The following is a 25,357-nucleotide window of genomic DNA, read 5'->3' on the forward strand; positions in this document are numbered from 1 at the left end:
GACGAGGACAGGCAAACGATGGCGACATACGCAATCGTCAAGACCGGCGGCAAGCAGTACAAGGTCGCCGCGGGTGACGTGGTCAAGGTCGAGAAGCTCGAGGTCGAGCCCGGCGCCAAGGTTGAACTGCCCGTCGCGCTCGTCGTCGACGGTGCGAAGGTCACCACCGACGCCAAGGATCTGGCCAAGGTCGCCGTCACCGGCGAGGTGCTCGAGCACACCAAGGGTCCCAAGATCCGCATCCACAAGTTCAAGAACAAGACCGGCTATCACAAGCGGCAGGGCCACCGTCAGCAGTTGACGGTGCTCAAGGTCACCGGCATCAAGTAGACGACGGAGCGAACGACATGGCACATAAGAAGGGCGCTTCCAGCTCACGCAACGGTCGCGACTCAGCCGCCCAGCGGCTCGGCGTCAAGCGTTTCGGCGGCCAGGCCGTCAAGGCCGGCGAGATTTTGGTGCGGCAGCGGGGAACTCATTTCCATCCCGGCAATAACGTCGGCCGTGGCGGCGACGACACCCTGTTCGCCCTGGCGGCGGGCGCGGTCGAGTTCGGCCAGAAGCGCGGCCGCAAGACCGTCAACATCGTTCCGGCAGAAGCCTGAGTTCTCCACCGCGACTGTGAAGCCTGCTGCGGGATCTCGGAGTATTCGGCGATCTCTCGCAGTAGCTTCACAATCGAGGTGAAAGGACCACCCCATGCCCCGCTTTGTCGATCGTGTCGTCATTCACGCGCGAGCGGGCTCGGGCGGCCACGGCTGCGCCTCGGTGCACCGCGAGAAGTTCAAGCCGCTCGGCGGGCCCGACGGGGGTAATGGTGGTCGCGGCGGCAGCATCGTGCTGGTCGTCGACCCCCAGGTCCACACACTGCTGGACTTCCACTTCCACCCGCACGTCGTCGCGCCCTCCGGTAAGCAGGGCGCGGGCAGCAATCGCGACGGTGCGGCAGGGGCCGATCTCGAGGTGAAGGTGCCCGACGGCACCGTCGTACTCGATGAGCAGGGTCGCCTGCTGGCGGACCTGGTCGGCGTGGGCACCCGCTTCGAAGCCGCCGCGGGCGGGCGGGGTGGACTCGGCAACGCCGCCCTGGCGTCACGGGCCCGCAAGGCTCCCGGTTTCGCACTGCTCGGTGAGCAGGGCGAAGAGCGGGAGCTGACGCTCGAACTCAAGACCGTGGCCGATGTCGGCCTGGTCGGCTTCCCGTCCGCGGGCAAGTCCTCGCTGGTGTCTACGATCTCGGCGGCCAAGCCCAAGATCGCCGACTACCCCTTCACGACACTGGTGCCCAATCTGGGTGTGGTGTCGGCGGGGGACCACACGTTCACCGTGGCCGACGTTCCCGGTCTGATCCCGGGCGCCTCCGAAGGCCGCGGCCTCGGTCTGGACTTCCTCCGGCACATCGAACGGTGCGCGGTGCTGGTGCACGTCATCGACTGCGCCACCTTGGAACCTGGGCGTGACCCGATCTCCGACATCGATGCGCTTGAGGCCGAGTTGGCCGCGTATCAACCCACCCTGCAGGGCGATTCGACGCTGGGAGACCTGGCCGACCGTCCGCGGGCGGTGGTGCTGAACAAGATCGACATCCCCGATGCCAGAGAATTGGCCGAGTTCGTCCGCGCCGATGTCGCCGAGCGCGGCTGGCCCGTGTTCGAGGTCTCAACAGTGAGCCGAGAAGGACTGCGGCCGTTGATCTTCGGTCTGTGGGACATGGTGTCGGCCTACCGCGCCGCCCAGCCGGTGCTGGCGCCGCGCCGACCGGTGATTCGGCCGATCCCGGTGGATGAGACCAGCTTCTCCGTCGAGACCGACGGCCACGGTGGTTTCATCGTGCGCGGCACCCGTCCCGAGCGGTGGATCGCCCAGACCAACTTCGACAACGACGAGGCCGTCGGCTACCTGGGCGACCGGTTGGCACGCCTGGGTGTCGAGGACAAACTTCTGAAGCTCGGTGCCACCCCCGGTTGCGCCGTCACCATCGGTGACATGACGTTCGACTGGGAGCCGCAGACCCCGGCTGGCGTCGATGTCACGATGACCGGCCGCGGCACCGACATCCGCCTCGACCGCAGTGACCGCATCGGCGCCGCGGAGCGCAAGATCGCCCGTAAGCAGCGCCGGCAGTCCGATGAGGACGACTCAGAGCAGTGAGCATGCATCGCGAGGCCATCAGGACCGCGCGGTCCGTGGTGGTGAAGATCGGCACGACGGCTCTGACCACCCCCAGTGGGGAGTTCGACTCCTCCAGGCTGCAGTACCTCGCCGACACCATCGAGGCCCGGATGAGGGCGGGATCCGACGTGGTCATCGTGTCGTCCGGTGCGATCGCGGCGGGCATCGAACCGCTGGGATTGACCAAGCGGCCCGCCGACCTCGCGACCAAGCAGGCCGCCGCGAGTGTCGGCCAGGTCGCGTTGGTGAATTCGTGGAGTGCGGCGTTCGGCCATTATGGGCGCACCGTCGGCCAGGTGCTCCTGACGGCGCATGACATCTCGATGCGGGTGCAGCACAACAACGCTCAGCGCACGCTGGACCGGTTGCGCGCCCTGCACGCCGTCGCCATTGTCAACGAGAACGACACCGTGGCGACCAACGAGATCAGGTTCGGTGACAACGACCGACTCTCGGCGCTGGTCGCGCATCTGGTCGGCGCGGACGCCCTGATCCTGCTGAGCGACATCGACGGTCTGTACGACGGCGACCCCCGCAAGGCCACCGCGGACCATCCCGCGCGTTTCATCCCCGAGGTCGCCGGACCCGACGATCTCGCCGACGTCACCGCCGGACGGGGCAGCAGTCTCGGCACCGGCGGCATGGTGTCAAAACTGTCGTCGGCGCTGCTGGCGGCCGACGCCGGGGTGCCCGTGCTGCTGGCCGCCGCCTCGGATGCGGCCGCGGCACTGTCGGACGCATCGGTGGGCACGGTGTTCGTGCCGCGCACCGAGCGGATGTCGGCGCGCCGGTTCTGGGTGCGCTACGCCGCGGAGGCCTCCGGCGCCCTGACCCTCGACGACGGTGCGGTGCGGGCCGTCCTCAAGCAGCGTCGCTCCCTGCTTCCGGCCGGGATCACCGCGGTGGCCGGGCATTTCCACGGCGGCGACGTCGTCGAGTTACGTGGTGCCGACGCGAGCGTGGTGGCCCGCGGAGTGGCGGCCTATGACGCCGCCGAGTTGTCGACCATGATCGGTCGTTCGACCTCCGACCTGCCCGTCGAACTGCGCAGGCCCGCGGTGCACGCAGACGACCTGGTGGCTCTGTAGCTCAACCGCTGAGACCGCAGTCTTGGCGGTGATCACTCGCATTTCTGCGCCGTGGTTGCGGTCTCAACGAGTCGGTGCGGCCTTCAGATACAGTGCGCCCCAGATGATCTCGGTCAGCACGTCGGCCAGTTCAGCGTCGTAGGTGCGCGGGTTGTGGGGCAGGTTCTGCTGGCAGGACCGCTCGACCATCCACGTCAGCGCGGTGGCCGTGGTGGCGGCGGGCAGTTCGGAGCGGATGGTGCCCGCGGCCTGTCCGCCTCGGATCACCGTGGTCACCCCGTCGGCGACGCCGTCCAGCAGTTCGCGGTACGTCTCGCGCGCGCCCACGTCGTACGGCGCCATCTCGTTGAGCGCAACCAGCACCGGCTGATGTGCGCGGTAGGCCGCGATGATCCCGTCGATGCCGGCGTGTGCGTCGGCGTAATCGTGGCGATCGGCCACCGACCACCATTTCTGGGCTGCCTCGGTGAGATCGGCGAACACCTGCGTGGCCAGGCGGCGGAGCAGATGTCCCTTGTCCTCGAAGTAGATGTAGAAGCTGGCGCGCGAGATCCCCGCCTCGGTAGCGAGTCGATCCACGCTCAACTCGGTGAAGCTCGATCCGTCGCTCATCAGGCGGTCGGTCGCCTCCAACAGGCGGCGCTCGATCTGCTGGCGGCGTTCCTCGCGGTTGGCCTGCGGTTTTCTTGTCACCGACGGCATGGCAGCAGCGTATCGGAGGCGAAAGCATCTTGACTAGACATAGTGTCTAGTCGTACCGTCTTCGGCCATGAGCGTCTCCGATGTGACTCCGAGCACAACTGCCCCCTCTGGTGGCGTGGATCGCCCGTACGACCCGATCGACCTGTCATCGCGGGCGTTCTGGGCGTCCACGGCCGCTGAGCGCGAAGGAGCCTTCGCTGAACTGCGCGAGCAGCGCCCGGTCAGCTGGCATCCGCCCGTCGAGGACTCGCTGATGCCCGACCCCGCCGACCGCGGCTATTGGGCCGTGACCCGGCACGCCGACGTCGCCGAGGTGAGTCGCAACAGCGAGGTCTTCCTGTCGGGGAAGGGCGTGCTGTTCGAGAACGTCCCCGAGGAACTGCTCGAGGCCTCGCAGTCATTCCTGGCGATGGACCCGCCCCGGCACACGCTGATCCGCAAGGTGGTGCACGCCGCATTCACGCCGCGGCAGGTGCGGCGCATCGAGGAGTCGATCAAGGCCAACGCCAAGGACATCGTGACCGAGATGAAGGCCATGGGAAGTGGCGTCGACTTCGTGGAGCACTGTGCCAAGGAGTTGCCGATTCGGACCCTGTCGGACATGGTCGGCATCCCGGAGTCGGAGCGCCACCAGGTCGCCGAGGCCGCCGACGCGCTGGTGTCCTGGGGCGACCCGGTCTACCTCGACGGCCGCAACCCGCTTGAGGTCCTGGTGGTCAACCAGATGTACCTGCACCAGGTGGCGTTGACGCTCGCTGTCGAACGACGCACCAACCCCGGCGACGACCTGTTCAGCGCCCTGGTGCAGGCCGAGGTCGAGGGTTCACGCCTGACCGACCCCGAGGTGGCCGCGTTCTTCGTGCTTCTCGCCGTGGCGGGAAATGACACCACCCGGCAGACCATGAGCCACGGGCTGAAGGCGCTGACCGACCATCCCGAGCAGCGGACCTGGCTGCTGGAGGATTTCGAGGGCCGCATCGGCCTCGCCGTTGAGGAGTTGGTCCGCTGGGCCACGCCGGTGATGACTTTCCGGCGCACTGCCGCCGTCGACACCGAACTCGGCGGACAGCAGATCCTGGCGGGCGAGAAGGTCGTGATGTTCTACTCGTCGAGCAACCGGGACTCCGAGGTCTTCGACCGGCCTGAGGAGTTCGACCTGGGCCGCAGCCCCAACCCGCACCAGGGGTTCGGCGGGGGCGGGCGGCACTTCTGCCTCGGTGCGCACGTCGCCCGCGCTCAGCTGAGGGCCATCTTCGGTGAACTGCTGGCCCAGATCCCGGACCTGCAGGCTGGCGAACCCGCTTACGTACCAGGCAATTTCATCCACGGAGTGCGGTCCATGCCGGTCACCTGGTGAGTGAGGCCGGCGCCGCAGGACTCAGTTCATCGGCCAGCAGTGCCAGCATCTCTGAGCATCCGCTCTCGACCTTGACCGTCGCGTCGGCGTCGCCGCGGGTCGGGCCCCGGTTGATGATCGCCACGGGCAGTCCGTGTGACACCGCGTGCCGGACGAAGCGGTAGCCGGAGAACACGGTCAACGAGGAACCCGCCACCAGAAGGGCGTCGGACTCCTCGACCAGTGAATAGGCCTGCTGAACAACATCTTTGGCCACGCTTTCGCCGAAGTAGACGATGTCGGGCTTGAGCATGCCACCGCACTGCGGGCAGTCGAGATGGCGGAAGGTCGCCGTCTCGGCGAGCACCGCGTCGGCGTCGGGCGCCACCGCGATGCCACCCACTGCTTCGGCGCGTTCGAGGAAGCCGGGGTTGCGCGCCTCGAGTTCATCGGCCAGTGCGGTCCTGCTCATGGTGAACCGACACGACAGGCACACCACCCGGTCGTAGGTGCCGTGCAGGTTGATCACGGTGCGACTGCCGGCCTTGGTGTGCAGCAGGTCGACGTTCTGCGTGATGACGCCGGTGACCACCCCGTCGTGTTCGAGCGCCGCCAGAGCGCGGTGCCCGGCATTGGGCTCGCACGCGGCCATGTGCCGCCAGCCGACGTGATTGCGAGCCCAGTAGCGCTGCCGGAACTGCGGGTCCGAGGTGAACTGCTGGATGGTCATGGGATTGCTCGGTGGCGAATCCGGTCCGCGGTAGTCGGGGATTCCCGAGTCCGTGGACAGCCCTGCGCCGGTGACCACCGCGATTCGCCTACCCGCGAGGACGGCGATCAACTCAGGAGCTTCTGGGCCATGCATCGACTCCACCCTACGACGTTGGGCCACAATGGCTGAGTGAGCTTCTATTCCGCATACCGGCATGGTTTCGTCCGCGTCGCCGCGTGCACGCTGCACACGACGATCGCCGATCCGGCGGCCAACGCCGAGGCGGTGCTGGTGACGGCACGGGAATGCCACGACGAGGCCGTGGGCCTGGCGGTGTTCCCGGAGCTGACACTCACCGGCTATTCGATCGAGGACATCCTGCTGCAGGACAGCCTGCTCGATGCGGTCGAGGAGGCCCTGGCGCAGATCGTGATGGCCTCGTCCGACCTGCTGCCGGTGCTCGTCGTCGGGGCGCCGCTGCGCTGGCGCAACCGCGTCTACAACACCGCGGTGGTCATTCACCGCGGTGCGGTGCTCGGGGTCGTGCCCAAGTCGTACCTGCCGACCTACCGCGAGTTCTACGAGCGCAGGCAGATGGCCCCCGGGGACGACGTGCGGGGCGTCATCGCGTTCGCGGGCGTTGAGGCGCCGTTTGGGCCCGACCTCCTGTTCACCTGTGCCGATGTGCCCGAGTTTGTGCTGCACGTCGAGATCTGCGAGGACATGTGGGTGCCCGTGCCGCCGAGTGCGCGCGCGGCACTGGCCGGGGCGACGGTACTGGCCAACCTGTCGGGTAGTCCGATCACGGTCGGACGGGCCGAGGACCGCAAGCTGATGGCCCGCTCGGCGTCATCGCGGTGCCTGGCCGCCTACGTCTACGCCGCGGCCGGCGAGGGCGAGTCGAGCACGGATCTGGCCTGGGACGGCCAGACGATGATCTACGAGAACGGGGTCCTGCTCGCAGAATCCGAACGATTCCCGAAGGGCCCCCTGCACAGCGTCGCCGACGTCGACGTCGCACTGCTGCGCGCGGAGCGGTTGCGGATGGGCACATTCGACGACAACCGCCGCACCCACGGCATTGAGGACACCGCGACGCGGCGCGTGCCGTTCCGCCTCGACCCGCCCGACGACGACATCGGACTGCGCCGCAACATCGAGCGGTTCCCGTTCGTGCCCTCGGATCCCACACGGCTGCAGCAGGACTGTTACGAGGCCTACAACATCCAGGTCGCCGGCCTCGAGCAGCGGTTGCGCGCCCTGAAGTACCCCAAGGTCGTGATCGGGGTGTCGGGCGGGCTGGACTCCACCCACGCCCTGATCGTCGCGGCCCGGGCGATGGACCGAGAGGGACGGCCCCGCAGCGACATTCTGGCCTTCACCATGCCCGGCTTCGCCACCGGCGACCGGACCAAGGGCAACGCGATCGCGTTGTCCAAGGCGCTCGGGGTGACGTTCGAGGAGATCGACATCCGCGACACCGCGTCGTTGATGCTCACCGAGATCGGCCACCCGTTCGGTCGCGGGGAGAAGGTCTACGACGTCACGTTCGAGAACGTGCAGGCCGGCCTGCGCACCGACTACCTGTTCCGGCTTGCCAACCAACGCGGCGGCATCGTGCTGGGCACCGGGGATCTCTCCGAACTCGCGCTCGGGTGGTCGACCTACGGTGTGGGCGACCAGATGTCCCACTACAACGTCAACGGCGGGGTGCCGAAGACGTTGATCCAGCACCTGATCCGCTGGGTCATCGCCAGCGGCGAGTTCGAGGACGCGGTCGGACACGTGCTGCAGTCGGTGCTCGACACCGAGATCACCCCCGAGCTGGTGCCCACCGGCGAGGACGAGGAGATCCAGAGCAGCGAGGCCAAGGTCGGCCCCTATGTGCTGCAAGACTTCTCGCTGTTCCAGGTGCTTCGTTACGGCTTCGGTCCGGCGAAGGTGGCCTTCCTGGCCTGGCACGCCTGGCGGGACGCCGAGGAGGGGCACTGGCCCCTGGGTTACCCCGTGGACAAGCGACCGTCCTACTCGCTCGCCGAGATCAGGCGCTGGCTGCAGGTGTTCGTCCAGAGGTTCTACTCGTTCTCCCAGTTCAAACGTTCCGCACTGCCGAACGGGCCCAAGGTGTCGGCTGGGGGAGCGCTGTCGCCGCGCGGCGACTGGCGGGCGCCGTCGGACATGTCCGCACGGGTCTGGCTCGACGCCATCGAACGCGAGATCCCTCAGGAGTAGCGCCACATTCGTTTTCCGCCCTCCAGCAGTGGGTACAGCGATCGGGATAGTTCCGCGCGCCGTTGCACCGACAGGAGGGTGGCCGCATGATCACCCGTCTGAACAGCGGCGGCGCAGTGACATCAGCTTCTGTCGATATCGACCACCAACGGCAGATGGTCCGACAGCGCGGCGCGGGGGGTGGCACATCGGTGCGCCCGCAGCGTCGGGTCGTCGGTCAGAACATGGTCGAGTTGGCGGTCCGGGATCGGGCTGGGAAACGTCTTGGCGACGGCCAGCGGCCGCATGCCAGACCAGCGGGCCGCGGGTCGGCCCGTGAGGTTGAGGTCCCCGGCGAGCAGGTGCGGCCCCGGCATTGCCAGCAGGTCGCGAGCCAGGCCGCGCAGTTGGTGCCGGTTCCACCCCGGCACGAACGACAGATGGGTGTTGGCCACCGACATCGTGCCCAGGGGAGTGTCCAACTGCGCGATGACCGCGGCCCTGGGCTCCTCGTCGACGATCATCACGCGCCTGGGTCCGGGCAGATACATCGGGAACCGCGTCGGGATTCGCGGAAGCCGGACCACCTGCCAGTGCTCGGCGGGGAAGCGCGACAGCAGGGCGATGCCATAGGCGGCCGTGCCGGGTTGTTCGTCTCCGGTGGCCGCCATCCAGGTGGCGCCGGGCGTCCCGGAGATCGCCGCGACGAAGCGGTGCGTGACCGCGCCCATCGCCTCGGCGGCCACCGCCGTCAGATCCGCATTGCCGGACCGCTCCTGATCGCAGTCGACCTCCTGGAGCGCGAGCACATCAGGGTCGAGTTCCCGAATGCAGGCGCGCAGCCGGTCGAGCATCACGCCGTCGCCGACCGTGCGCCCGTGCAGGATGTTGAACGTCGCGACTCGCATGCTCCTCAATTACCCACGCACGGCCGTCCTGACTCCGGGGGCTCCCATGCCGGCGCGTAACGAACTGCTGCGCGCGGCGCTCAAGTCCGCTGCCTCAGCGCTCAAGGAGCACGGGCCGCGATTCACACTCGCCGGCAGCTACGCCCTGTGGGTGTTCGGCGCGCCGGAACCGGTGCACGATGTGGACTTCATCGTGGCCGAGGCTGACACCGAGTCGGCGGCCACGACGCTGGCCAAGGCGGGGTTCGCGATCGAACGCACACCCGAGGACTGGTTGTTCAAGGCGCACCTCGACGACGTCGTGGTCGATGTGCTGCACCAGATCAACGGAACCCCGGTGGTCGACGACGACCTCGACCGGGCGCAGGAGCACGACGTCCTGGCGATCCGGATGCCGGTCCTTCCGCCGACACTGGTGGTCACGCAGAAGCTGCGTGCCCTCGGTGAGCACTACTGCGACTTCACCTCGCTCCTGCCCGCGGTGCGGGCGGTCCGCGAGCGGGTCGACTGGGACGAGATCCGTTCGGCCACTTCCGACAACGACTTCGCGGCGGCTTTTCTGCTCCTGGTCGACCGCCTCGCCATCAGCACGCCCACCCCCAGCATCGACGAGGAGAAGGAATGATCTGTGGCTGATCCGCTCGCGATCGTCATCCGCACCGAGAATCACGACGGGTGCACGGTGCTGTCCGTGCGAGGCGAGATCGATCTGGCGACCGCGCCCGCCCTTCAGGATGCCGTCGACGGGGTGCTCGCCGGGCATCCGCCGGCACTGGTCCTCGACCTGTCGGAGGTGGACTTTCTCGGGTCGGTGGGCATGACGATCCTGGTCTCGGCGCACGAGGCGCTCGGGCGCTCTGACCGTTTCGCGGTGGTCGCCGAGGGGCCGGGAACCAGTCGCCCGCTTCAGCTGACGAAACTGGACGAGATCATCCCGATCTTCAGGACGCTGAGCGACGCGGTGGCGGCCGTCCGGGTCGAGGGGTGACCCGGACGCGTACCGCTAAAGCCTGCCGTCCGACCTCAGGTCGGGATGAACCCAGTCGGGTGAGCGGCGCTGTTTGAACGCCACGAAGCCCTCCCGGGCCTCGTCGCCGCTGTAGCTGGCCTTCATGCCGATCCGGTCGTACAGGCCCATGTAGTTGTCCAGGCTGGACTTCACCACGCCGCGGGCGCGCGGTGCCGTCCGACAGCACGCCGCCAGCACCTCACGGGACTCCTCGAGCAGGTCGTCGTGCGGGACGACGCGCGCGACCATGCCCCAGTCGACGGCCTCCTCGGCGGACAGCGTGCGACCCGTGAACATCAGATCCCGGGTGCGGACGGGGCCGATCATGCGGGCCAGCATCTGGCTGTAGTAGGTGTCGGCGATGCCGCGGTACAACTCGGGAACCCGGAACGTGGCGCGCTCGCTGACCACCGCCATGTCGCTGCACATCGCGATCTGCAGACCACCGCCCTGGCACAGGCCGTTGACCGCGCTGACCACGGGCTTGGCCGACTGGCGCAGGGTCTCGAACGGGGTGACGTCCATCGACAGCGCCGACCCGAACGTCAGCCAGTTGTCCGAACCGTCGCCCCCGCCCAGGTCACCTCCTGGGGCGAACACATCGCCGGTCCCGGTGATCAGCAGGCCGGCCAGGCTGTCATCACCCTCCACCAGGCCCACCGCGTAGCGGATGCCGAAGTACATCGCGGGCGTCATCGCGTTGCGCGCCTCGGGGCGGTCCAGGGTGACGACCCCGAACGGGCCCTGTCGGTCAAACCTCAGGTACGGAGTGCCGAGCCAGTCGCCGTCGGGCGGTCGCGCGGTGATGCCAGCAGTCATGGCTGGTGACTATAACGGCAACGGTAAGCGGTTCCGGCGGGCGTCCGCCCAGCGGTCACGGCCCGAACGCGAGCACGTCTTCGATGGCCTCGTCGGTGGGTGCACAGTCCCCCGCGCCGGGCAGCAGGGTCGCCAGCGCTCCCGCCGCGCACGCGCGCCGCAGCGCATGCCGACGGTCGCCGGCCCAGCCCGCGGCCAGGACACCGGCGAACACGTCACCGGCGCCGCTGGTGTCGACGGCCTCCACCGAGGGGGCGGACACCTCGAACTGCCCGTCGATGCCGGCGTAGACCGCGCCGCGCGCCCCGAGGGTCGTCACCAGGTGCGGAACCTCCCACTCCCATCGCGCGGCTTCGGTCTCGTTGACCACGACGACGTCCACCTCGCGGGCCAGATCCGCCAGGCTTGCGGTGTCGGTGCCTGGGGGAGAGGCATTGAGCATCGCGATTGCGCCCGCGCGGCGGGCCTGGCGCGCCGCTGCCAGCGCGGTGTCGACCGGTATCTCCAACTGGACCAGCAGCACGTCGCAATCGGCGACGATGTCGCGGACACGCTGGGAGTCCAGCGTCAGGTGAGCGTTGGCGCCAGGTGCCACCACGATGACGTTCTCGGCGCTGTCCTGGTCGACGAGGATCACCGCGGCCCCGCTGGGCACCGGAAGCGCCACAACCCCGTCGAGACCGACGCCGTTGGCTTCCAGATGGGCTCGCAGCATGTGCGCGGCGACGTCCTCGCCCACGGCCGCCACGAGGTCCACGTCAGCGCCCGCGCGGGCCGCCGCCACAGCCTGATTCGCGCCCTTGCCGCCGGGGCCGACGGCCGTCGTCGCAGCCAACACCGTCTGACCGGGTTGGGGCAGGTCCGGCACGCCGTAAACCGTGTCGAAATTCACGCTGCCCACCACACATACCCGAGCCACCCGGCCAGGCTAACCCGCCGCACACCCGATAAGCTGCGATGATGAATCTGCAAGCAGCGACGCTTCCGGATGCCGCCACCGATCTTCGGGCTCAGGTGCATGACGCCGCCCGCCGCGCGCGGGTCGCCGCGCGCACCTTGGCCACCCTGACCACGACCGTCAAGGACCGTGCGCTGCACGCCGCGGCCGACGCCGTCCTGGCCGCGGCCGACGACATCCTGAAGGCCAACGCACTCGATCTTGAGGCCGCGCGCGCCGCGGGCACGGCCGAGGCGATGCTCGACCGGTTGGCACTCAACCCTCAGCGCATCGACGGCATCGCCGCCGGCCTTCGCCAGGTCGCCGGCCTGCCCGATCCGATCGGCGAGGTGCTCCGTGGCCGCACCCTGCCCAACGGCCTGCAACTGCGGCAGCAGCGCGTCCCCCTCGGTGTCGTCGGCATCGTCTACGAGGGCCGCCCCAACGTCACGGTGGACGCGTTCGGGCTCACCCTGAAGTCGGGCAATGCGGTGCTGCTGCGCGGCAGTTCGTCGGCCGCGCATTCGAATGCGGCCCTGGTGGCCGTGCTGCGCGCCGCCGTGACCGCGGAGGGCCTGCCCGCGGACGCCGTCCAACTGCTGCCCAGCGTCGACCGCTCCAGTGTCACCCACCTGATCCAGGCGCGTGGTCTGGTCGACGTCGTGATCCCGCGCGGTGGCGCGGGCCTGATCGACGCCGTGGTGCGCGATGCCACGGTGCCCACGATCGAGACGGGCGTCGGCAACTGCCACGTCTACGTCCACACGGCTGCGGATCTCGATGTGGCCGAACGGATTCTGTTGAACTCCAAGACCCGGCGGCCCAGCGTGTGCAATGCGGCCGAGACGCTGTTGGTGGACGCGGGCATCGCGTCCACGGCGTTGCCGCGCCTGACCGCCGCACTGGTGGACGCGGGCGTGACCCTGCACACCGATCCCAGCGAGGACGAACTGCGGGCCGAGTTCCTGTCGATGGACATCGCGGTGGCCGTGGTGGACGGAATCGACGCCGCGATCGCGCACGTCAACGAGTACGGCACCGGCCACACCGAAGCCATCGTGACCACCGATCTGGCTGCGGCGCAACGGTTCACCGAGCGCGTCGACGCTGCCGCCGTGATGGTGAACGCCGCGACCTCCTTCACCGACGGTGAACAGTTCGGGTTTGGCGCGGAGATCGGCATCTCGACCCAGAAACTCCACGCCCGCGGTCCGATGGGGCTGCCCGAATTGACCTCGACCAAGTGGATCGTCTGGGGAGACGGCCACACCCGGCCTGCCTAGAGAAGGAATTCCGTTGGAGAACCCTGCCACCCCGGCCAAACCCGCGCCCCTGTTCACCGACATCGACGATGTCGCGCGCAGGCTCACCGAGACCGGGTACCTGCCTGACACCGCCACGGCCACCGCGGTGTTCCTCGCCGACCGGTTGGGCAAGCCGCTTCTGGTCGAGGGCCCTGCCGGTGTCGGCAAGACCGAATTGGCCCGCGCGGTCGCACAGACCACCGGAGCCGAACTGGTGCGCCTGCAGTGCTACGAGGGTGTCGACGAGGCCCGCGCGCTGTACGAGTGGAACCACGCCAAGCAGATTCTGCGCATCCAATCCGGTTCGGGCGACTGGGATCAGACCAAGATGGACGTGTTCAGCGAGGAGTTCCTGCTGTCGCGTCCGCTGTTGACCGCGATCCGCCGCACTGAACCCACCGTGCTGCTCATCGACGAGACCGACAAGGCCGACATCGAGATCGAGGGCCTGCTGCTGGAGGTGCTCTCCGACTTCGCGGTCACCGTGCCCGAACTCGGCACCATCACGGCCGAACGCAAGCCCTTCGTGGTGCTGACGTCCAATGCCACGCGTGAACTGTCCGAGGCGCTCAAGCGGCGTTGCCTGTTCCTGCACATCGACTTCCCCGACCCCGATCTGGAGCGCCGAATCCTGCTGTCGCGGGTGCCGGAACTGCCGGAGAAGCTGGCCGAGGAACTCGTCCGGATCATCGGTGTGCTGCGCGGAATGCAGCTCAAGAAGCTGCCCTCGGTGGCCGAGACCATCGACTGGGGGCGCACGATCCTGGCCCTGGGCATGGACACCATCGACGACGCCACCATCGCGGCCACGCTCGGCGTGGTGCTCAAACATCAGTCCGATCAGACCAAGGCGAGCGGGGAGCTGAGGCTCAACTGATGGCCGCCCGACGCACCCGACCCCCGCAGCCGCTGGCGCCGCACGGACTGCCGGGACATCTCGTCGAGTTCGTCGAAGCTCTGCGCGGCCAGGGCATCTCGGTCGGCCCGTCGGAAACCGTCGACGCCGGCCAGGTGATGGCTGCTCTGGGCCTGTCCAACCGCGAAGTGCTGCGGGAGGGCTTGGCCTGTGCGGTGCTGCGCCGGTCCGACCACCGCGACACCTACGACGCGCTGTTCGACCTGTGGTGGCCGGCCGCGCTGGGCGACCGCACCGTCCTGGATGAGGACTCCGACCCCGAGGCTGACGGCGAACCGCAGGGCCTGCCGCCCGAGGATGTCGAAGCGATGCGGGCCATGCTGCTGGACCTGCTGTCGGAGAACGAAGACCTGGCCAACATGGACCAGCGTCTGGCGGCCATGGTCGCCCAGATCGTCGAGCAGTACGGCAAGTACAACTCCAGTCGCGGCCCGTCGTACTCGTCCTATCAGGCGCTCAAGTCGATGGCGTTGGACGAACTGGAGGGCAAGCTGCTCGCCGGGCTGTTGGCGCCCTACGGTGACGCGCCCACGCCGACTCAGGAGGAGATCGCCAAGGCGCTTGCCGCGCAGCGCATCTCGCAGATCCGCAAGATGGTCGAGTCCGAGACCAAGCGGCGCACCGCCGAGCAGTTGGGCCGCGACCACGTGCAGATGTACGGCATCCCGCAGCTGAGCGAGAACGTCGAGTTCCTGCGGGCCTCAGGTGAGCAGCTGCGTCAGATGCGCAAGACCGTGCAACCGCTGGCGCGCACGCTGGCGACTCGCCTGGCCGCCAAGCGGCGCCGGCACCGCGCCGGGCAGATCGACCTGCGCAAGACGCTGCGCAAGTCGATGTCGACCGGCGGCGTGCCCATCGACGTCGTGATGGCCAAGCCGCGGCCCGCGCGTCCCGAACTCGTGGTGCTGTGCGACGTGTCGGGTTCGGTGGCCGGCTTCAGCCACTTCACGCTGCTGCTCGTCAGTGCGCTGCGCCAACAGTTCTCGCGTGTCCGGGTGTTCGCGTTCATCGACACCACCGACGAGGTCACCCACATGTTCGGCCCGGAAGCCGACCTGGCGGTCGCGGTGCAGCGCATCACGCGTGAGTCCGAGGTCTACACCCGCGACGGGCACAGCGACTACGGGCATGCCTTCGTGTCGTTCCTGCAGAAGTACCCGAATGTGTTGTCGCCGCGCAGTTCTCTGCTGGTGCTCGGCGACGGTCGCAACAACTACCGCAATCCCGAAGTCGAACTGCTGACCCGGATGGTCAACGCCAGCAGGCATGCGCACTGGCTCAACCCGGAGCCCCGCCACCTGTGGGGCAGCGGGGACTCCGCGGTTCCGCGGTACGCCGACGCGATCACCATGCACGAGTGTCGGTCTGCCCGGCAGTTGGCGTCGGTGATCGACGGCCTGCTGCCGGTCTAGTTTCTCCCGCGAGCAGACGCGAAATCGCACTGTTCGAGGGCATTTCGTGCGATTCCGCGTCTGCTCGCGGGAGAAGGCTCGGGCGTCAGGCGAAGCTGATCGTGACGTCGCCGCCCGTCGGGTCGGCTTTCGCCACCAGCGACCACGGCGCCCGATAGACCCGGCCCGGGGCGGCAGGCCACGCTGTGCGTGCGGTGCCGATGATGCGCCCGTCCTGGGCGGCGCGCAGTTTCGGCAGGCGACGGTACTCGTCGACCCACAGCAGCAGATCGCCACGCGGGGCCACCGCACCGTCGGCGGTGACGAGTTGCGGTGCGACCCAACGGAATGGCGCGGCAGCCCGGACGCGCACGGCGGGGCGCTCGCGCTGCGCGGGGTCGCGAAGGTATGCGCACACCGAGTCCGCGACATGCCGGCCGTCCAGGGCCGCCCCGTCCGCGGTGTCCACCGGATGCAGCAGGTTGCCCGCGGCGAACACGCCCGCCCTGCTGGTGGCCAGGCGCGCGTCGACCAGTGGGCCGCGGGTTGCGGCGTCCATCGCCAGGCCGGCGGATCGGGCCAACTCGTGGTCGGGGATCCAGTCGCCGGTGAAGACGACGGTGTCGCATTCGACGGTGCGGCGCTCACCGGTGTCGAGGTTCTCGACCACCGCATGGTGCACGCGGCCCTTGCCGTGCAGTGACACCAGCCGACTGCGGGTCAGCACGGGTCCCTTCAGCATCGCGCGCCCGGGCGCCCGGAACGCCGCGTAGGCTTCGGCCCGCGGGTAGGGCGTCACCATTCCGACGCAGGCGCACCCGGCCTCGCGCAGGGTCACCACCGCCGACCAGCTGACCAGTTCGGCACCGATGACCAGGGCCCGCGAGCCGACCTCGGCGTGATGCAGATGCACCAGATTCTGCAGTTGGCCGGTCGTCAGCACGCCCTCGGCGCGGTCGCCGGGGATCATCCGGGCGGACCGTGGCCGCTCGCGGGCACCGGTGGCCAGGACGACGGCATCAGCCGTCACGGTCTGCACGCCGCTCGGCGAGGTGAGCCGCAGCGTCCGATCGCCGTCCCATCCGGTGACCATGGTCTCGGTTGCCAACAGCGCACCCGCGTCCTGCGCCATGTCGGTGAGCCGACGGGCGTAGTCGGGTCCTGAGATGAAGCGGTGCAGATCCCGGATGCCGTAGCCGAGATGGTCACTGTGGCGGGGGATTCCGCCGGTCTGTGCCTCCCGCTCGATCACCAGGACGTCGCCGGGGACCCTGCGGGAGAGTTCGGTGGCTGCCGTCAGGCCGGCGGGCCCACCGCCGATGACCGCGACGGCCACATTTCTGTCCATCTGTGTCATCACTCGTCATCTCCGCCGTTGTCGTTGGCGGCCAACAGTTCTCGGGTGTGCGCACCGCAGTAGAAGCCCTGGCAGCGTCCATTCATGACTCGGGTGCGTCGCCGCAGTCCGCTGAGATCCGCCGGGGGAATCGGGGTGGTGAAGGTGTCCCGGATCTCGCCCGCGCTGACCCGCTCGCAGAAGCACACGATGCGGCCGTACTCGGGGTCCGCCGCGATACGTGCCGCGTCCTGGTAGGGGCGCACACCGGCCTCGCCGAGGTTGGGCACCTGCACCGGGTCGGGCAGATCGGTGCGCTCGGTGACGTCGACTCCCACCTCACCGAGCAGTCCGACGACATACTCGGCGATCGCCATGCCCGCGGTCAGACCCGTCGAGCGGATCCCGCCGACCAGCAGATAATGCTGGCTCTCGTCGACGTCGATCAGGTAGTCGTCGCGGTCGATCGCCGCGCGCAGTCCCGCGTAGCTGGCGGTGACCTCCTCCTCGAACAGCGTGGGCATCAGTGCCCGCCCCTTGGTCGTGAGGAAGTCGAAACCCTCCTCCGATGTGCCGGTGGCGCCACGGTCTTTCAGGTTCTCCGACGTCGGACCCACCATGACGTTGCCGTAGATGGTGGGACTGACCAGAACGCCCTTGCCTCGCGAGGACGGCACGGCGAGCACGATGCACGGCACCATCGGGCGAGAAAGCTTGTCGAACACCAGGAGTTCACCGCGCCGGGGCGTGACGGTGAAGCGGTCGTGGCCGAACGCCTTGTCGAGGTGGTCGGCACCGAGGCCGGCGGCGTTGATCACCCAGCGGCCACGGAGTTCGCCCGCCGAGGTCGTCAGCGTCGTGCCGTCGGCGTCGGTGTGCACGGCCGTCACGCGGGCGTTGCGGACCAGGCGGGCGCCGCGGCGCACGGCATCGGTGGCCAGTGCCAGGTTGGTCGACCACGTGCAGATGATGGACTCGTCCGGCACCGTCAGACCCGCCAGCGCGCCGGGACCCAGATCGGGCACCCGCCGGTACACCTCGTCGACGTCGACGATCTCGCATCGGTGGTAGCCGTTGCGCTCGGCCTTGTCCTTCAGTCCGGGAAGTGCGTCGCGCTCCTCGTCGGTCCAGGCGACCAGCATCGCGCCGGTGCGTTCAAGTGCGATGCCCGTCTGCTCGGCGTACTCGCCGAGCATCTCGTAGCCGCGGGCCACCAGGCGTGACTCCAATGTGCCTGGGGTGGCATCGAATCCGGTGTGCAGGATGGCGGTGTTGGCCTTGCTGGTGCCGTCGCCGATGTCCTGGCGGGCTTCGGCCAGGGTCACCGACAGGGACGTGGCCGCCAGTGCACGCGCGATCGCGGCGCCGACGATTCCACCTCCCACCACGATGACGTCGCTGACATCGTCTGGTGTGCTCATCAGGGGTTGTGCTCCGGGTTGTCGTGGGCTGGCGGGGTGGGGGACTGGGTCGCCGCGGCGCTGTGGGTCCAGCGCGCGAGGTAGTCCTGCGCCTGCGCGTCAGACCACTGGGGTTGATAGGTGTGCTGCGGGGTCCACGACCCGACCGCCTCGGCGACGCTCAGTGAGTCGTCCAGGGCCAACCGTGCGCACGCCGCGGCGCCCAGGGCAGTGGCGTGCAGTGACGGGTAGATGTCGACCGGGATGCGGGCCAGATCCGCCTGCGCCTGCATGAGCACCGCCGAGCGGGTCAGCCCGCCGTCGACCCGCAACCGGGTCAGGGGTTGACCCATGTCGGCGGTCACCGCGTCGGCCAGCGCGGCGACCTGCGCGGCGATGCCTTCCAACAGCGCGCGCACGAGGTGCTTACGTCCGCTGGACAGCGTCATGCCGGTGAACGAGGCGGTGGCCTTCGGGTCCCACCAGGGGGCGGCCAGACCAGCCAGGGCGGGGACACACAGCACGCCGTCGCTGGAGTCGGCGGCGACAGCATCCAGTTGCTCGGCGCCCGAGACGAGTCCCAGGTCGATCGCCCAGCGCACGGCCGATGCCGCGGTGTAGACCTGTCCGTCGACGCAGTAGGACCGCTGCCCGCGCAGGCCCCAGGCCACGGATGTGGTCAGCCCCGCCGAGGAGCGGGTGGCGTGGGAGCCGAGTTGTGCCAGCAGGAACGCGCCCGTGCCGAACGTGCATTTGGCCGAGCCCGGCTCGAGGCAGGACTCCGCCAACAGCGCCGCCTGCTGATCGACGATGATTCCGGCGACCGGGAGGCGGCCACCGAAAACCTCGGTGTGACCGATGATCTGGTCGCAGTCGACGATCTCGGGCAGCTGCTCGCCACCGAACCCGAACAGTTCGAGCAGGTCGTTGTCCCACCGGCCGGAGTCCAGATCCGTCAGCAGTGACCGGCTCGCGGTCGAGACGTCGGTGACGAACGCGCCGCACAGCTGGTGCAGCAGCCACGTGTCGGAGGTCGTCACCACGCCGTCGCGGGTCAGGTTGTCCCTGATCCACGTCATCTTCGGGGCCGAGAAGTACGGGTCGAGCACCAGCCCGGTGCGGGCGGCCACCTGTGCGGCCGAATCAGCCCTTGCGGCGCACAGGGATTCGGCGCGGCGGTCCTGCCAGACGATGGCGGGGGTCAGGGGTTCTCCGGTGTGGCGGTCCCACGCCAGAACGGTCTCGCCCTGGTTGGCCAGAGCCACCGCGGCCACCGGCACGCCCGCCTCGGCGAGTGCCCGGCGGCCTGCGGTGACGACGGAGTCCAACAGCGCCCTGGGGTCCTGTTCGACTCCGCCGCCCGGCAGGTAATCCGGCCGCAGGGTGACTTCGGCGACGGCCAACGTCCGTCCGAACTCGTCGGCGACGACGGCCTTCGTACCCGAAGTGCCCTGATCGATGGCCAGCAGGTAGGTCATGTCAGCCTTTTTCCGCCTCGGCGTCGAGCTCGGCGTCGATCGAGCTCATCGTCGGCATCGACAGGCCGTGTCGGCCGCGCGTCGCCATCAGATACCCAAGGTAGGCGGCGCCGATCGCAACCATCACCAGGACATAGGCCCAGGCCTCCTTGAAGCTGGAGTCACGGAACAGAGCCAGCTCGAACACCAGCCACACCAGTGCGATCACCAGGATCGGCATCTCCCAGACACCGAGGTCGAACTTCCCGTTCTGCGGCAACGACTTCCGCTTGACCAGGTAGAGCACCACCGCCGCGGCGTACATCACCGCGGGCAGCAGCGTGGCGGCCCCGAAGAGGGTGAACAGCGCGGTTTCCGACTGCGAGAACACGGCCAGGATCAGCTGGGCCAGAACGAAGTACAGCACCGCGGCCTTGAGCGGGGTGTGGAACTTCGGCGAGATCTGGTTCCACAGCTGCCAACCGGGGAAGCGCTCGTCGCGCGACATCGCCCAGGTCACGCGGACACCGGTGATCATGATGACCAGGCCGCACGCGAAGATCGCCAGCACCACCATGATGAGCAGCAGTGTCGCCACCGCCGAGCCGAGGGTGTTCTCGATGACGTCGGCGATCGGGGTGCCGGATTCGGCCAGCGCGACCGGGTCCCCGGCGGCCAACGTCACCGCGAGCAGGAACAGGAAGCCCAGTACACCGGAGGCGAACACGGCCTGCACCATGGCCCGGGGCACGACGCGCTCGGGGTCGTGGGTCTCCTCGGCCAGGTTGGCCGCGGACTCGAAGCCGACGATGGTGAACGCGCCGAGCAGGAAGCCCATCATCCACGGGCCCGCCGAGGTCCAATCGCCGAAGCTCCAGAAACCCTCGGCGGCCACCGCGCCCCTGCTGACCAGGTTGGAGAAGTCCAGGCCGCCGCGGACCGCGGCCACGACGAACAGCAGAGCGGTCAGCGCGACCATGCCGATCAGTTCGAGGGTGACGAAGCCGTTGTTGACGCGCTCGGCCCACGGGGTGGACAGCGCGACCAGCAGGAACTGCCCCAGCAGCACGAGGGCGGTCACGAACCAGGCGATCGTGGCCGTGCCCTCGTAGTTGAGCAGCACCGGCAGGATCGTCGAGGCGATCGTGTAGTCGACCGCGACCACGACGACCGCCAGGAACGTGAACGAGATCCAGCCGATGATCCAGCCCAGCACGGGGTTGGCCAGGCGCGACATCCACTGGTAGTGGTAGCCGGTCACCGGCATCCGGGAGGCCAGCGCGCCGAGCACGAAGGCCACCGCCAACTGGCCGACGACGGCGATGGGCCAGGTCCAGATGCCCACGGGGCCGGACGAATTCAGCACCGAGCCATACGTCGTGAAGATGCCCGTCGCGATCGACACGAAGGCGAAGGCCACCGCGAAGGACGCGAACTTGCCGGTGTGTCTCTCCAGGGACTGCGAATAGCCGAACTGTGCGAGTTCGGCGGCGTCCCGGGCGTCCGAATCAGAACCTGCCATGCTTCCTCCGTGGTGGTATAGACCATCTGGTTGAACCAGAGTATGGGGAGCGGCACGGATCGCGTCAACCCCTGCAACGCAGTTTTTACCTTTGCGCAGGTGCGTGGTGGTATAGACCAAGTGGTCGCTGGGCGACGAGCTACCCTCATGGCATGGCGACGTCCCAGCGAAACCACACGTCTCCGCGCTACATCGCAATCGCCGAACTCGTGCGCGAAAGCATCGCGTCACAGCAGCTCGGACCCCATGCCCTGGTGCCCTCGGAGCGGGAGTTGGCCGAGCAGCACGGCGTCAGCCGGATGACCGCACGGCAGGCCCTGTCCCTGCTGGAGAGTGAGGGCGTGGTCTACCGCAACCCGCCGCGCGGAACCTTCGTCGCCGAGCCCCGGGTGCGGTTCCACATCGGCAGCTTCTCCGAAGAGGTGTCCCGCCTGGGTAAGCACCCGGATGCCCGACTGCTGTGGGCCGAGGAACAGACGCCGACCCCCGCCGTGCGCGGTGCGCTGCACCTGGCCGACGACGCACGCGTCCACGTTTTCCACCGACTGCGCACCGTCGACGACGTGCCGTTCGCGCTCGAGACCACCTATCTGCCCGCGGATCTCACGCCCGGCATCCTCGACGACCCGGCGCCGGGATCGCTGTGGGCCGTGCTGCGTGAGCGCTTCGGCATCACTTTGACCCGCTCGACGGCGGTGCTCGAGTCGATCGTGCTCGACGAGCTTTCCAGCACTCAACTCGGCGTGCGGGCCGGGGCGGCGGGCACGCTGCTCACGCGGCGCACCGAGGATGCCGCGGGGCGGTGCGTCGAGTACGCCCGTGACATCTACCGCGCCGACCGTGCGGCCTTCGAGGTCTCCGAGATCCTGCGCGACTGAGCGCTGCGGAGCCCTACCCCGACTGGTACACCGACGGCTGCTGCCATCCCGGTCCGGTGAAGCACGCGTCGGCACCGTAAAGGGCGGCGCACTCCACAGGATCCGCTGGCAGTGACGGCGGTGCCGGTGTCGGCGGATCCAGCCGGAACGTCATGGGAGCGGCCCCCCTTGCGGTGTCCGGGATCCAGTAATTGACGGTCAGGCGGGCGTTCTGCGGAAGGGCGGCGTCCGTTGGGACCACCGCTTTCCACTCGCCGTCTTTCAGCGTCGCCTCGGCCACCCAGTCTTTACCGCCTGACGGTCGCGGACCGATGGTGACCACCAGACGCTCGACATCCTCGGCGGCCACGCCGGAGATGTTGATGTCCTGACCGCTGGCCCAGATGTCCTTGACCTGGCCGAAAGGCGACCACTCAATCTGCGCCGGGATGGGCAGGTGACCGTCGTCGTCGCTGCTGAACAGGTTTGTCAACTGCGGGACCGCGGTGATCAGTGCTGCACCGATCGCTCCGACCAGTCCGAGTTTTGCCACCAGTACGGTGTTGTCGCGGCCGCCTGCTGCGTGAGCTGTCATCGCCCTACCCCCTCAGAAGCGTGACTGTTCTTCTAGGTGCCTTTCGGCGCTGTGACATGCGTTGAAAGCTGAGTTCAGCGCGGTGGGTAACCGTTACCGCGTGGTGCTGTAGCTGTTACCTGAAACGAATACTTCTCGCGAGTGGATACGCGCGCGTGCGTAGCCGGGTACTCGACCCCATTTCGGAGTGCCCTCCGCGCCGCTCGGCAGTGGTGAGTTTCGTCTGAAACGCTCCAGTAAGCTGGCAAATCGTGCAACCGGCCAGCGATCGGCCCAGGCGACGACTGGGCGTCATGGGTGGGACATTCGATCCCATCCACAACGGTCACCTGGTCGCCGCCAGTGAGGTCGCGGACCTGTTCGACCTCGACGAGGTGGTGTTCGTCCCCACCGGAGAGCCGTGGCAGAAGCAGGGCCGGCACGTCACACCGGCCGAAGACCGCTACCTGATGACGGTGATCGCGACCGCCTCCAATCCGCGGTTCTCGGTCAGCCGGGTCGACATCGACCGCGGCGGTGCCACGTACACCAAGGACACCCTGCGTGACCTGCTGGCCGCCAACCCGGACACCGACCTGTACTTCATCACCGGGGCCGACGCGCTGGGTTCGATCCTGTCGTGGCAGAACTGGGAGGACCTGTTCTCCATGGCCCGGTTCGTCGGCGTCAGCCGACCGGGCTTCGAACTCGACGGCAAGCACATCTCAGCGGCGATGGCCGAACTGCCGGCTGACGCCCTGAGCTTGGTGGAGATCCCGGCGTTGGCCATATCATCCACCGACTGCCGTAAACGCGCGGCCGAGTCACGACCGATCTGGTACCTGGTGCCGGACGGGGTCGTGCAGTACGTGTCGAAACGCGGTCTGTACCGCATGCCTGCCACCGCGGGCCAACCAACAGGGGTGAAGCTATGACCGCCAGCGCCGAGGCAATCGAGATGGCAGAAGTCGCCGCCCGCGCGGCGTCGGCGAAACTGGCCGAAGATGTGGTCGTGATCGATGTCTCCGGACAGCTCGTCATCACCGACTGCTTCGTCATCGCGACCGGGTCCAACGACCGTCAGGTCAACGCGATCGTCGACGAGGTCGAGGAGAAGATGCGCCTGGCCGGTCACAAGCCGGCGCGTCGTGAGGGCACCCGCGAGGGTCGCTGGGTGCTGCTGGACTACGTCGACATCGTCGTGCACGTTCAGCACCGCGACGAGCGCGACTTCTATGCGCTGGACCGGTTGTGGAAGGACTGCCCGATCGTGCCGGTCGACCTCGGTGAGGCCCCCTCGGAGGGCGCCGAATGAGGATCCGCCGTCTTGTGATGCTGCGGCACGGCCAGACCGAGTACAACGCCGGCAGCCGGATGCAGGGGCAGTTGGACACTGACCTGTCGGAGCTGGGCCGGGCCCAGGCCGTCGCGGCCGCGGAGGTGCTCGCCAAGCGTCAACCGCTGCTGATCGTGTCCTCGGATCTGCGCCGCGCCTATGACACCGCCGTCACGCTGGCCGAGCGGACCGGAGTTCCGGTCGAGGTCGACCCGCGCCTTCGGGAGACGCATCTGGGGGACTGGCAGGGCCTCACACACACCGAGGTCGACGCTCTGGCGCCGGGCGCCAGGCTGGCCTGGCGCGACGACGCGCGCTGGGCTCCGCACGGTGGTGAGAGCCGGGTCGACGTCGCCGAGCGCAGCGTGCCGTTGGTGGCCGAGATCGCCGCCGCGAACCCCGACTGGGGCGTCGAGGAGTCGGACCGGCCTGTGGTGCTGGTGGCGCACGGCGGGCTGATCGCCGCGCTGACCGCGGCCCTGCTGGGCATCCCGGTGGACAACTGGCCGGTGCTCGGCGGGATGGGCAACGCCAGTTGGGTCCAGTTGGCCGGACATTCGGCCCCCGACGCCGACTTCGCCGATGTCAGGTGGCGCCTCGACGTGTGGAACGCCTCTGCACAGGTGGCCAACGATGTCCTCTGAGCCCACCGACCGCAAGACCCTGCTGGTCTTCGCCGACTCGCTGTCCTATTACGGACCCACCGGCGGGCTGCCCGCCGACGATCCGCGGATCTGGCCCAACATCGTTGCCAGCCAACTCGGTTGGGACCTCGAGCTGATCGGCCGGATCGGCTGGACGTGCCGCGACGTGTGGTGGGCGGCCACACAGGATCCGCGGTCGTGGGCCGCGCTGCCGCGCGCCGGTGCGGTGATCTTCGCGACCAGCGGTATGGACTCGCTGCCGTCGCCGTTGCCGACCGCGGCGCGCGAGGCGATCCGCTACGTCCGTCCGGCCACCCTGCGCCGGTGGGTCCGAGACGGCTACGGCTGGCTGCAGCCGCGGTTGTCACCCGTGTCACGCTCCGCGTTGCCGCCGCACCTGACCGCTGAGTATCTCGAGATGACGCGCGGTGCCATCGATTTCAACCGTCCGGGGATTCCGATGGTGGCCTCGCTGCCGAGCGTGCACATCGCCGACACCTACGGTAAGGCCCATCACGGCCGAGAGGGCACGGTCGCCGCGATCACCGAATGGGCGCAGGAGCACGACATCCCGCTGGTGGACCTCAAAGAGGCTGTGGCCGAGCACATCTTTGCCGGCCGCGGCAACCCGGATGGCATCCATTGGAACTTCGAGGGCCATGAGGCGGTAGCGGAACTGATGCTCAAGGCGCTCGGTTCGGCGCTGGAGAAGGCGGGCGGCTGAGC

General features: G+C 68.5%; 26 protein-coding genes. 16 read left to right on the top strand and 10 right to left on the bottom strand.

Features of this window, described 5'->3' with window-relative positions:
• Nucleotides 1-18: 18 nt before the first annotated feature.
• The 4 genes from rplU to proB all read left to right on the top strand — a co-directional run bounded on the left by rplU (nucleotide 19) and on the right by proB (nucleotide 3,260).
• A complete protein-coding gene (gene rplU / locus G6N34_RS06940; RefSeq protein ID WP_085153167.1) occupies nucleotides 19-330 on the top strand; it encodes a 50S ribosomal protein L21 in 312 nt (103 codons plus the stop codon).
• Between the two features lie 17 nt (nucleotides 331-347).
• On the top strand, nucleotides 348-605 hold the full coding sequence (rpmA, locus tag G6N34_RS06945; RefSeq protein ID WP_085153169.1) for a 50S ribosomal protein L27: 258 nt from the start codon (nucleotides 348-350) through the stop codon (nucleotides 603-605).
• 94 nt (nucleotides 606-699) lie between these two features.
• A complete protein-coding gene (gene obgE, locus G6N34_RS06950) occupies nucleotides 700-2,151 on the top strand; it encodes a GTPase ObgE (RefSeq protein ID WP_085153171.1) in 1,452 nt (483 codons plus the stop codon).
• A complete protein-coding gene (proB, locus tag G6N34_RS06955; RefSeq protein WP_085153173.1) occupies nucleotides 2,148-3,260 on the top strand; it encodes a glutamate 5-kinase in 1,113 nt (370 codons plus the stop codon). Before obgE ends, proB begins: the two co-directional genes overlap by 4 nt.
• A 63-nt stretch (nucleotides 3,261-3,323) precedes the next feature.
• Here proB and G6N34_RS06960 read toward each other — a convergent pair whose 3' ends face one another.
• A complete protein-coding gene (locus tag G6N34_RS06960) occupies nucleotides 3,324-3,962 on the bottom strand; it encodes a TetR/AcrR family transcriptional regulator (protein WP_085153175.1) in 639 nt (212 codons plus the stop codon).
• Nucleotides 3,963-4,029: 67 nt separating this feature from the next.
• Between G6N34_RS06960 and G6N34_RS06965 the strand changes: the two genes are divergently transcribed.
• The gene (locus tag G6N34_RS06965) at nucleotides 4,030-5,319 is read left to right on the top strand and encodes a cytochrome P450 (RefSeq protein WP_085153177.1); all 1,290 of its coding nucleotides are present in this window, start codon (nucleotides 4,030-4,032) and stop codon (nucleotides 5,317-5,319) included.
• On the opposite strand, the gene G6N34_RS06970 is transcribed toward G6N34_RS06965, so the two are convergent.
• Entirely contained in the window at nucleotides 5,309-6,163 is an 855-nt protein-coding gene (locus tag G6N34_RS06970) for a Sir2 family NAD-dependent protein deacetylase (protein WP_085153325.1), read from the bottom strand. The genes G6N34_RS06965 and G6N34_RS06970 overlap by 11 nt on opposite strands.
• A 36-nt stretch (nucleotides 6,164-6,199) precedes the next feature.
• Here G6N34_RS06970 and G6N34_RS06975 point away from each other — a divergent pair, with 36 nt between their 5' ends.
• Complete coding sequence (locus tag G6N34_RS06975) at nucleotides 6,200-8,242, top strand: NAD(+) synthase (RefSeq protein WP_085153179.1); 2,043 nt, start codon at nucleotides 6,200-6,202, stop codon at nucleotides 8,240-8,242.
• 122 nt (nucleotides 8,243-8,364) lie between these two features.
• On the opposite strand, the gene G6N34_RS06980 is transcribed toward G6N34_RS06975, so the two are convergent.
• Nucleotides 8,365-9,129, bottom strand: coding sequence for an endonuclease/exonuclease/phosphatase family protein (locus tag G6N34_RS06980; protein ID WP_085153181.1), 765 nt, complete (start codon nucleotides 9,127-9,129; stop codon nucleotides 8,365-8,367).
• A 46-nt stretch (nucleotides 9,130-9,175) separates the two neighbouring features.
• Between G6N34_RS06980 and G6N34_RS06985 the strand changes: the two genes are divergently transcribed.
• Both G6N34_RS06985 and G6N34_RS06990 read left to right on the top strand, forming a co-directional pair.
• Nucleotides 9,176-9,754, top strand: a complete 579-nt coding sequence (locus tag G6N34_RS06985) for a hypothetical protein (protein ID WP_085153327.1) — start codon at nucleotides 9,176-9,178, stop codon at nucleotides 9,752-9,754.
• 3 nt (nucleotides 9,755-9,757) lie between these two features.
• On the top strand, nucleotides 9,758-10,117 hold the full coding sequence (locus G6N34_RS06990) for an STAS domain-containing protein (RefSeq protein WP_085153183.1): 360 nt from the start codon (nucleotides 9,758-9,760) through the stop codon (nucleotides 10,115-10,117).
• Between the two features lie 15 nt (nucleotides 10,118-10,132).
• Here the strand turns inward: G6N34_RS06990 and G6N34_RS06995 are convergent, their stop codons facing one another.
• Entirely contained in the window at nucleotides 10,133-10,957 is an 825-nt protein-coding gene (locus G6N34_RS06995) for an enoyl-CoA hydratase/isomerase family protein (protein ID WP_085153185.1), read from the bottom strand.
• Between the two features lie 55 nt (nucleotides 10,958-11,012).
• Complete coding sequence (locus G6N34_RS07000) at nucleotides 11,013-11,876, bottom strand: PfkB family carbohydrate kinase (RefSeq protein WP_179965730.1); 864 nt, start codon at nucleotides 11,874-11,876, stop codon at nucleotides 11,013-11,015.
• A 41-nt stretch (nucleotides 11,877-11,917) separates the two neighbouring features.
• On the opposite strand from G6N34_RS07000, the gene G6N34_RS07005 reads away from it, so the two are divergent.
• The 3 genes from G6N34_RS07005 to G6N34_RS07015 are packed head-to-tail and all read left to right on the top strand — an operon-like array spanning nucleotide 11,918 to nucleotide 15,526.
• Entirely contained in the window at nucleotides 11,918-13,177 is a 1,260-nt protein-coding gene (locus G6N34_RS07005; RefSeq protein ID WP_085153187.1) for a glutamate-5-semialdehyde dehydrogenase, read from the top strand.
• A 13-nt stretch (nucleotides 13,178-13,190) separates the two neighbouring features.
• Entirely contained in the window at nucleotides 13,191-14,075 is an 885-nt protein-coding gene (locus tag G6N34_RS07010; protein ID WP_109788559.1) for an AAA family ATPase, read from the top strand.
• Nucleotides 14,075-15,526 carry a vWA domain-containing protein gene (locus G6N34_RS07015; protein ID WP_085153191.1) on the top strand — a complete coding sequence of 484 codons (1,452 nt, stop codon included), beginning with the start codon at nucleotides 14,075-14,077 and terminating at the stop codon, nucleotides 15,524-15,526. Before G6N34_RS07010 ends, G6N34_RS07015 begins: the two co-directional genes overlap by 1 nt.
• An 85-nt stretch (nucleotides 15,527-15,611) precedes the next feature.
• On the opposite strand, the gene G6N34_RS07020 is transcribed toward G6N34_RS07015, so the two are convergent.
• Genes G6N34_RS07020 through G6N34_RS07035 form a run of 4 tightly spaced genes read right to left on the bottom strand, consistent with a single transcriptional unit; the run spans nucleotide 15,612 to nucleotide 21,220 of the window.
• Nucleotides 15,612-16,853 (bottom strand): NAD(P)/FAD-dependent oxidoreductase, encoded by a 1,242-nt coding sequence (locus G6N34_RS07020; RefSeq protein ID WP_407663212.1) that lies wholly within the window; start codon nucleotides 16,851-16,853, stop codon nucleotides 15,612-15,614.
• 8 nt (nucleotides 16,854-16,861) lie between these two features.
• Nucleotides 16,862-18,262, bottom strand: a complete 1,401-nt coding sequence (locus G6N34_RS07025; protein ID WP_085153195.1) for an NAD(P)/FAD-dependent oxidoreductase — start codon at nucleotides 18,260-18,262, stop codon at nucleotides 16,862-16,864.
• On the bottom strand, nucleotides 18,262-19,719 hold the full coding sequence (locus G6N34_RS07030; RefSeq protein ID WP_085153197.1) for an FGGY family carbohydrate kinase: 1,458 nt from the start codon (nucleotides 19,717-19,719) through the stop codon (nucleotides 18,262-18,264). The genes G6N34_RS07025 and G6N34_RS07030 overlap by 1 nt, the downstream gene beginning before the upstream one ends.
• 1 nt (nucleotide 19,720) lies before the next feature.
• Entirely contained in the window at nucleotides 19,721-21,220 is a 1,500-nt protein-coding gene (locus G6N34_RS07035) for an amino acid permease (RefSeq protein WP_085153199.1), read from the bottom strand.
• A gap of 152 nt (nucleotides 21,221-21,372) precedes the next feature.
• Here G6N34_RS07035 and G6N34_RS07040 point away from each other — a divergent pair, with 152 nt between their 5' ends.
• Entirely contained in the window at nucleotides 21,373-22,098 is a 726-nt protein-coding gene (locus G6N34_RS07040) for a GntR family transcriptional regulator (protein WP_085153201.1), read from the top strand.
• A gap of 13 nt (nucleotides 22,099-22,111) precedes the next feature.
• Here G6N34_RS07040 and G6N34_RS07045 read toward each other — a convergent pair whose 3' ends face one another.
• Nucleotides 22,112-22,672, bottom strand: coding sequence for a hypothetical protein (locus G6N34_RS07045; RefSeq protein WP_085153203.1), 561 nt, complete (start codon nucleotides 22,670-22,672; stop codon nucleotides 22,112-22,114).
• A gap of 284 nt (nucleotides 22,673-22,956) precedes the next feature.
• Between G6N34_RS07045 and nadD the strand changes: the two genes are divergently transcribed.
• Genes nadD through octT form a run of 4 tightly spaced genes read left to right on the top strand, consistent with a single transcriptional unit; the run spans nucleotide 22,957 to nucleotide 25,355 of the window.
• Nucleotides 22,957-23,586: a nicotinate-nucleotide adenylyltransferase gene (nadD, locus tag G6N34_RS07050; protein WP_264016831.1), complete on the top strand. Its 630-nt coding sequence runs from the start codon at nucleotides 22,957-22,959 to the stop codon at nucleotides 23,584-23,586.
• Nucleotides 23,583-23,966 (top strand): ribosome silencing factor, encoded by a 384-nt coding sequence (gene rsfS, locus G6N34_RS07055; protein ID WP_085153207.1) that lies wholly within the window; start codon nucleotides 23,583-23,585, stop codon nucleotides 23,964-23,966. Before nadD ends, rsfS begins: the two co-directional genes overlap by 4 nt.
• Nucleotides 23,963-24,631 (top strand): glucosyl-3-phosphoglycerate phosphatase, encoded by a 669-nt coding sequence (gene gpgP, locus G6N34_RS07060; protein WP_085153209.1) that lies wholly within the window; start codon nucleotides 23,963-23,965, stop codon nucleotides 24,629-24,631. The genes rsfS and gpgP overlap by 4 nt, the downstream gene beginning before the upstream one ends.
• A complete protein-coding gene (octT, locus tag G6N34_RS07065; RefSeq protein ID WP_085153211.1) occupies nucleotides 24,621-25,355 on the top strand; it encodes a diglucosylglycerate octanoyltransferase in 735 nt (244 codons plus the stop codon). The genes gpgP and octT overlap by 11 nt, the downstream gene beginning before the upstream one ends.
• Nucleotides 25,356-25,357: the final 2 nt, after the last annotated feature.

It is taken from the genome of Mycolicibacterium confluentis, assembly GCF_010729895.1.
Taxonomy (GTDB): Bacteria; Actinomycetota; Actinomycetes; order Mycobacteriales; family Mycobacteriaceae; genus Mycobacterium; species Mycobacterium confluentis.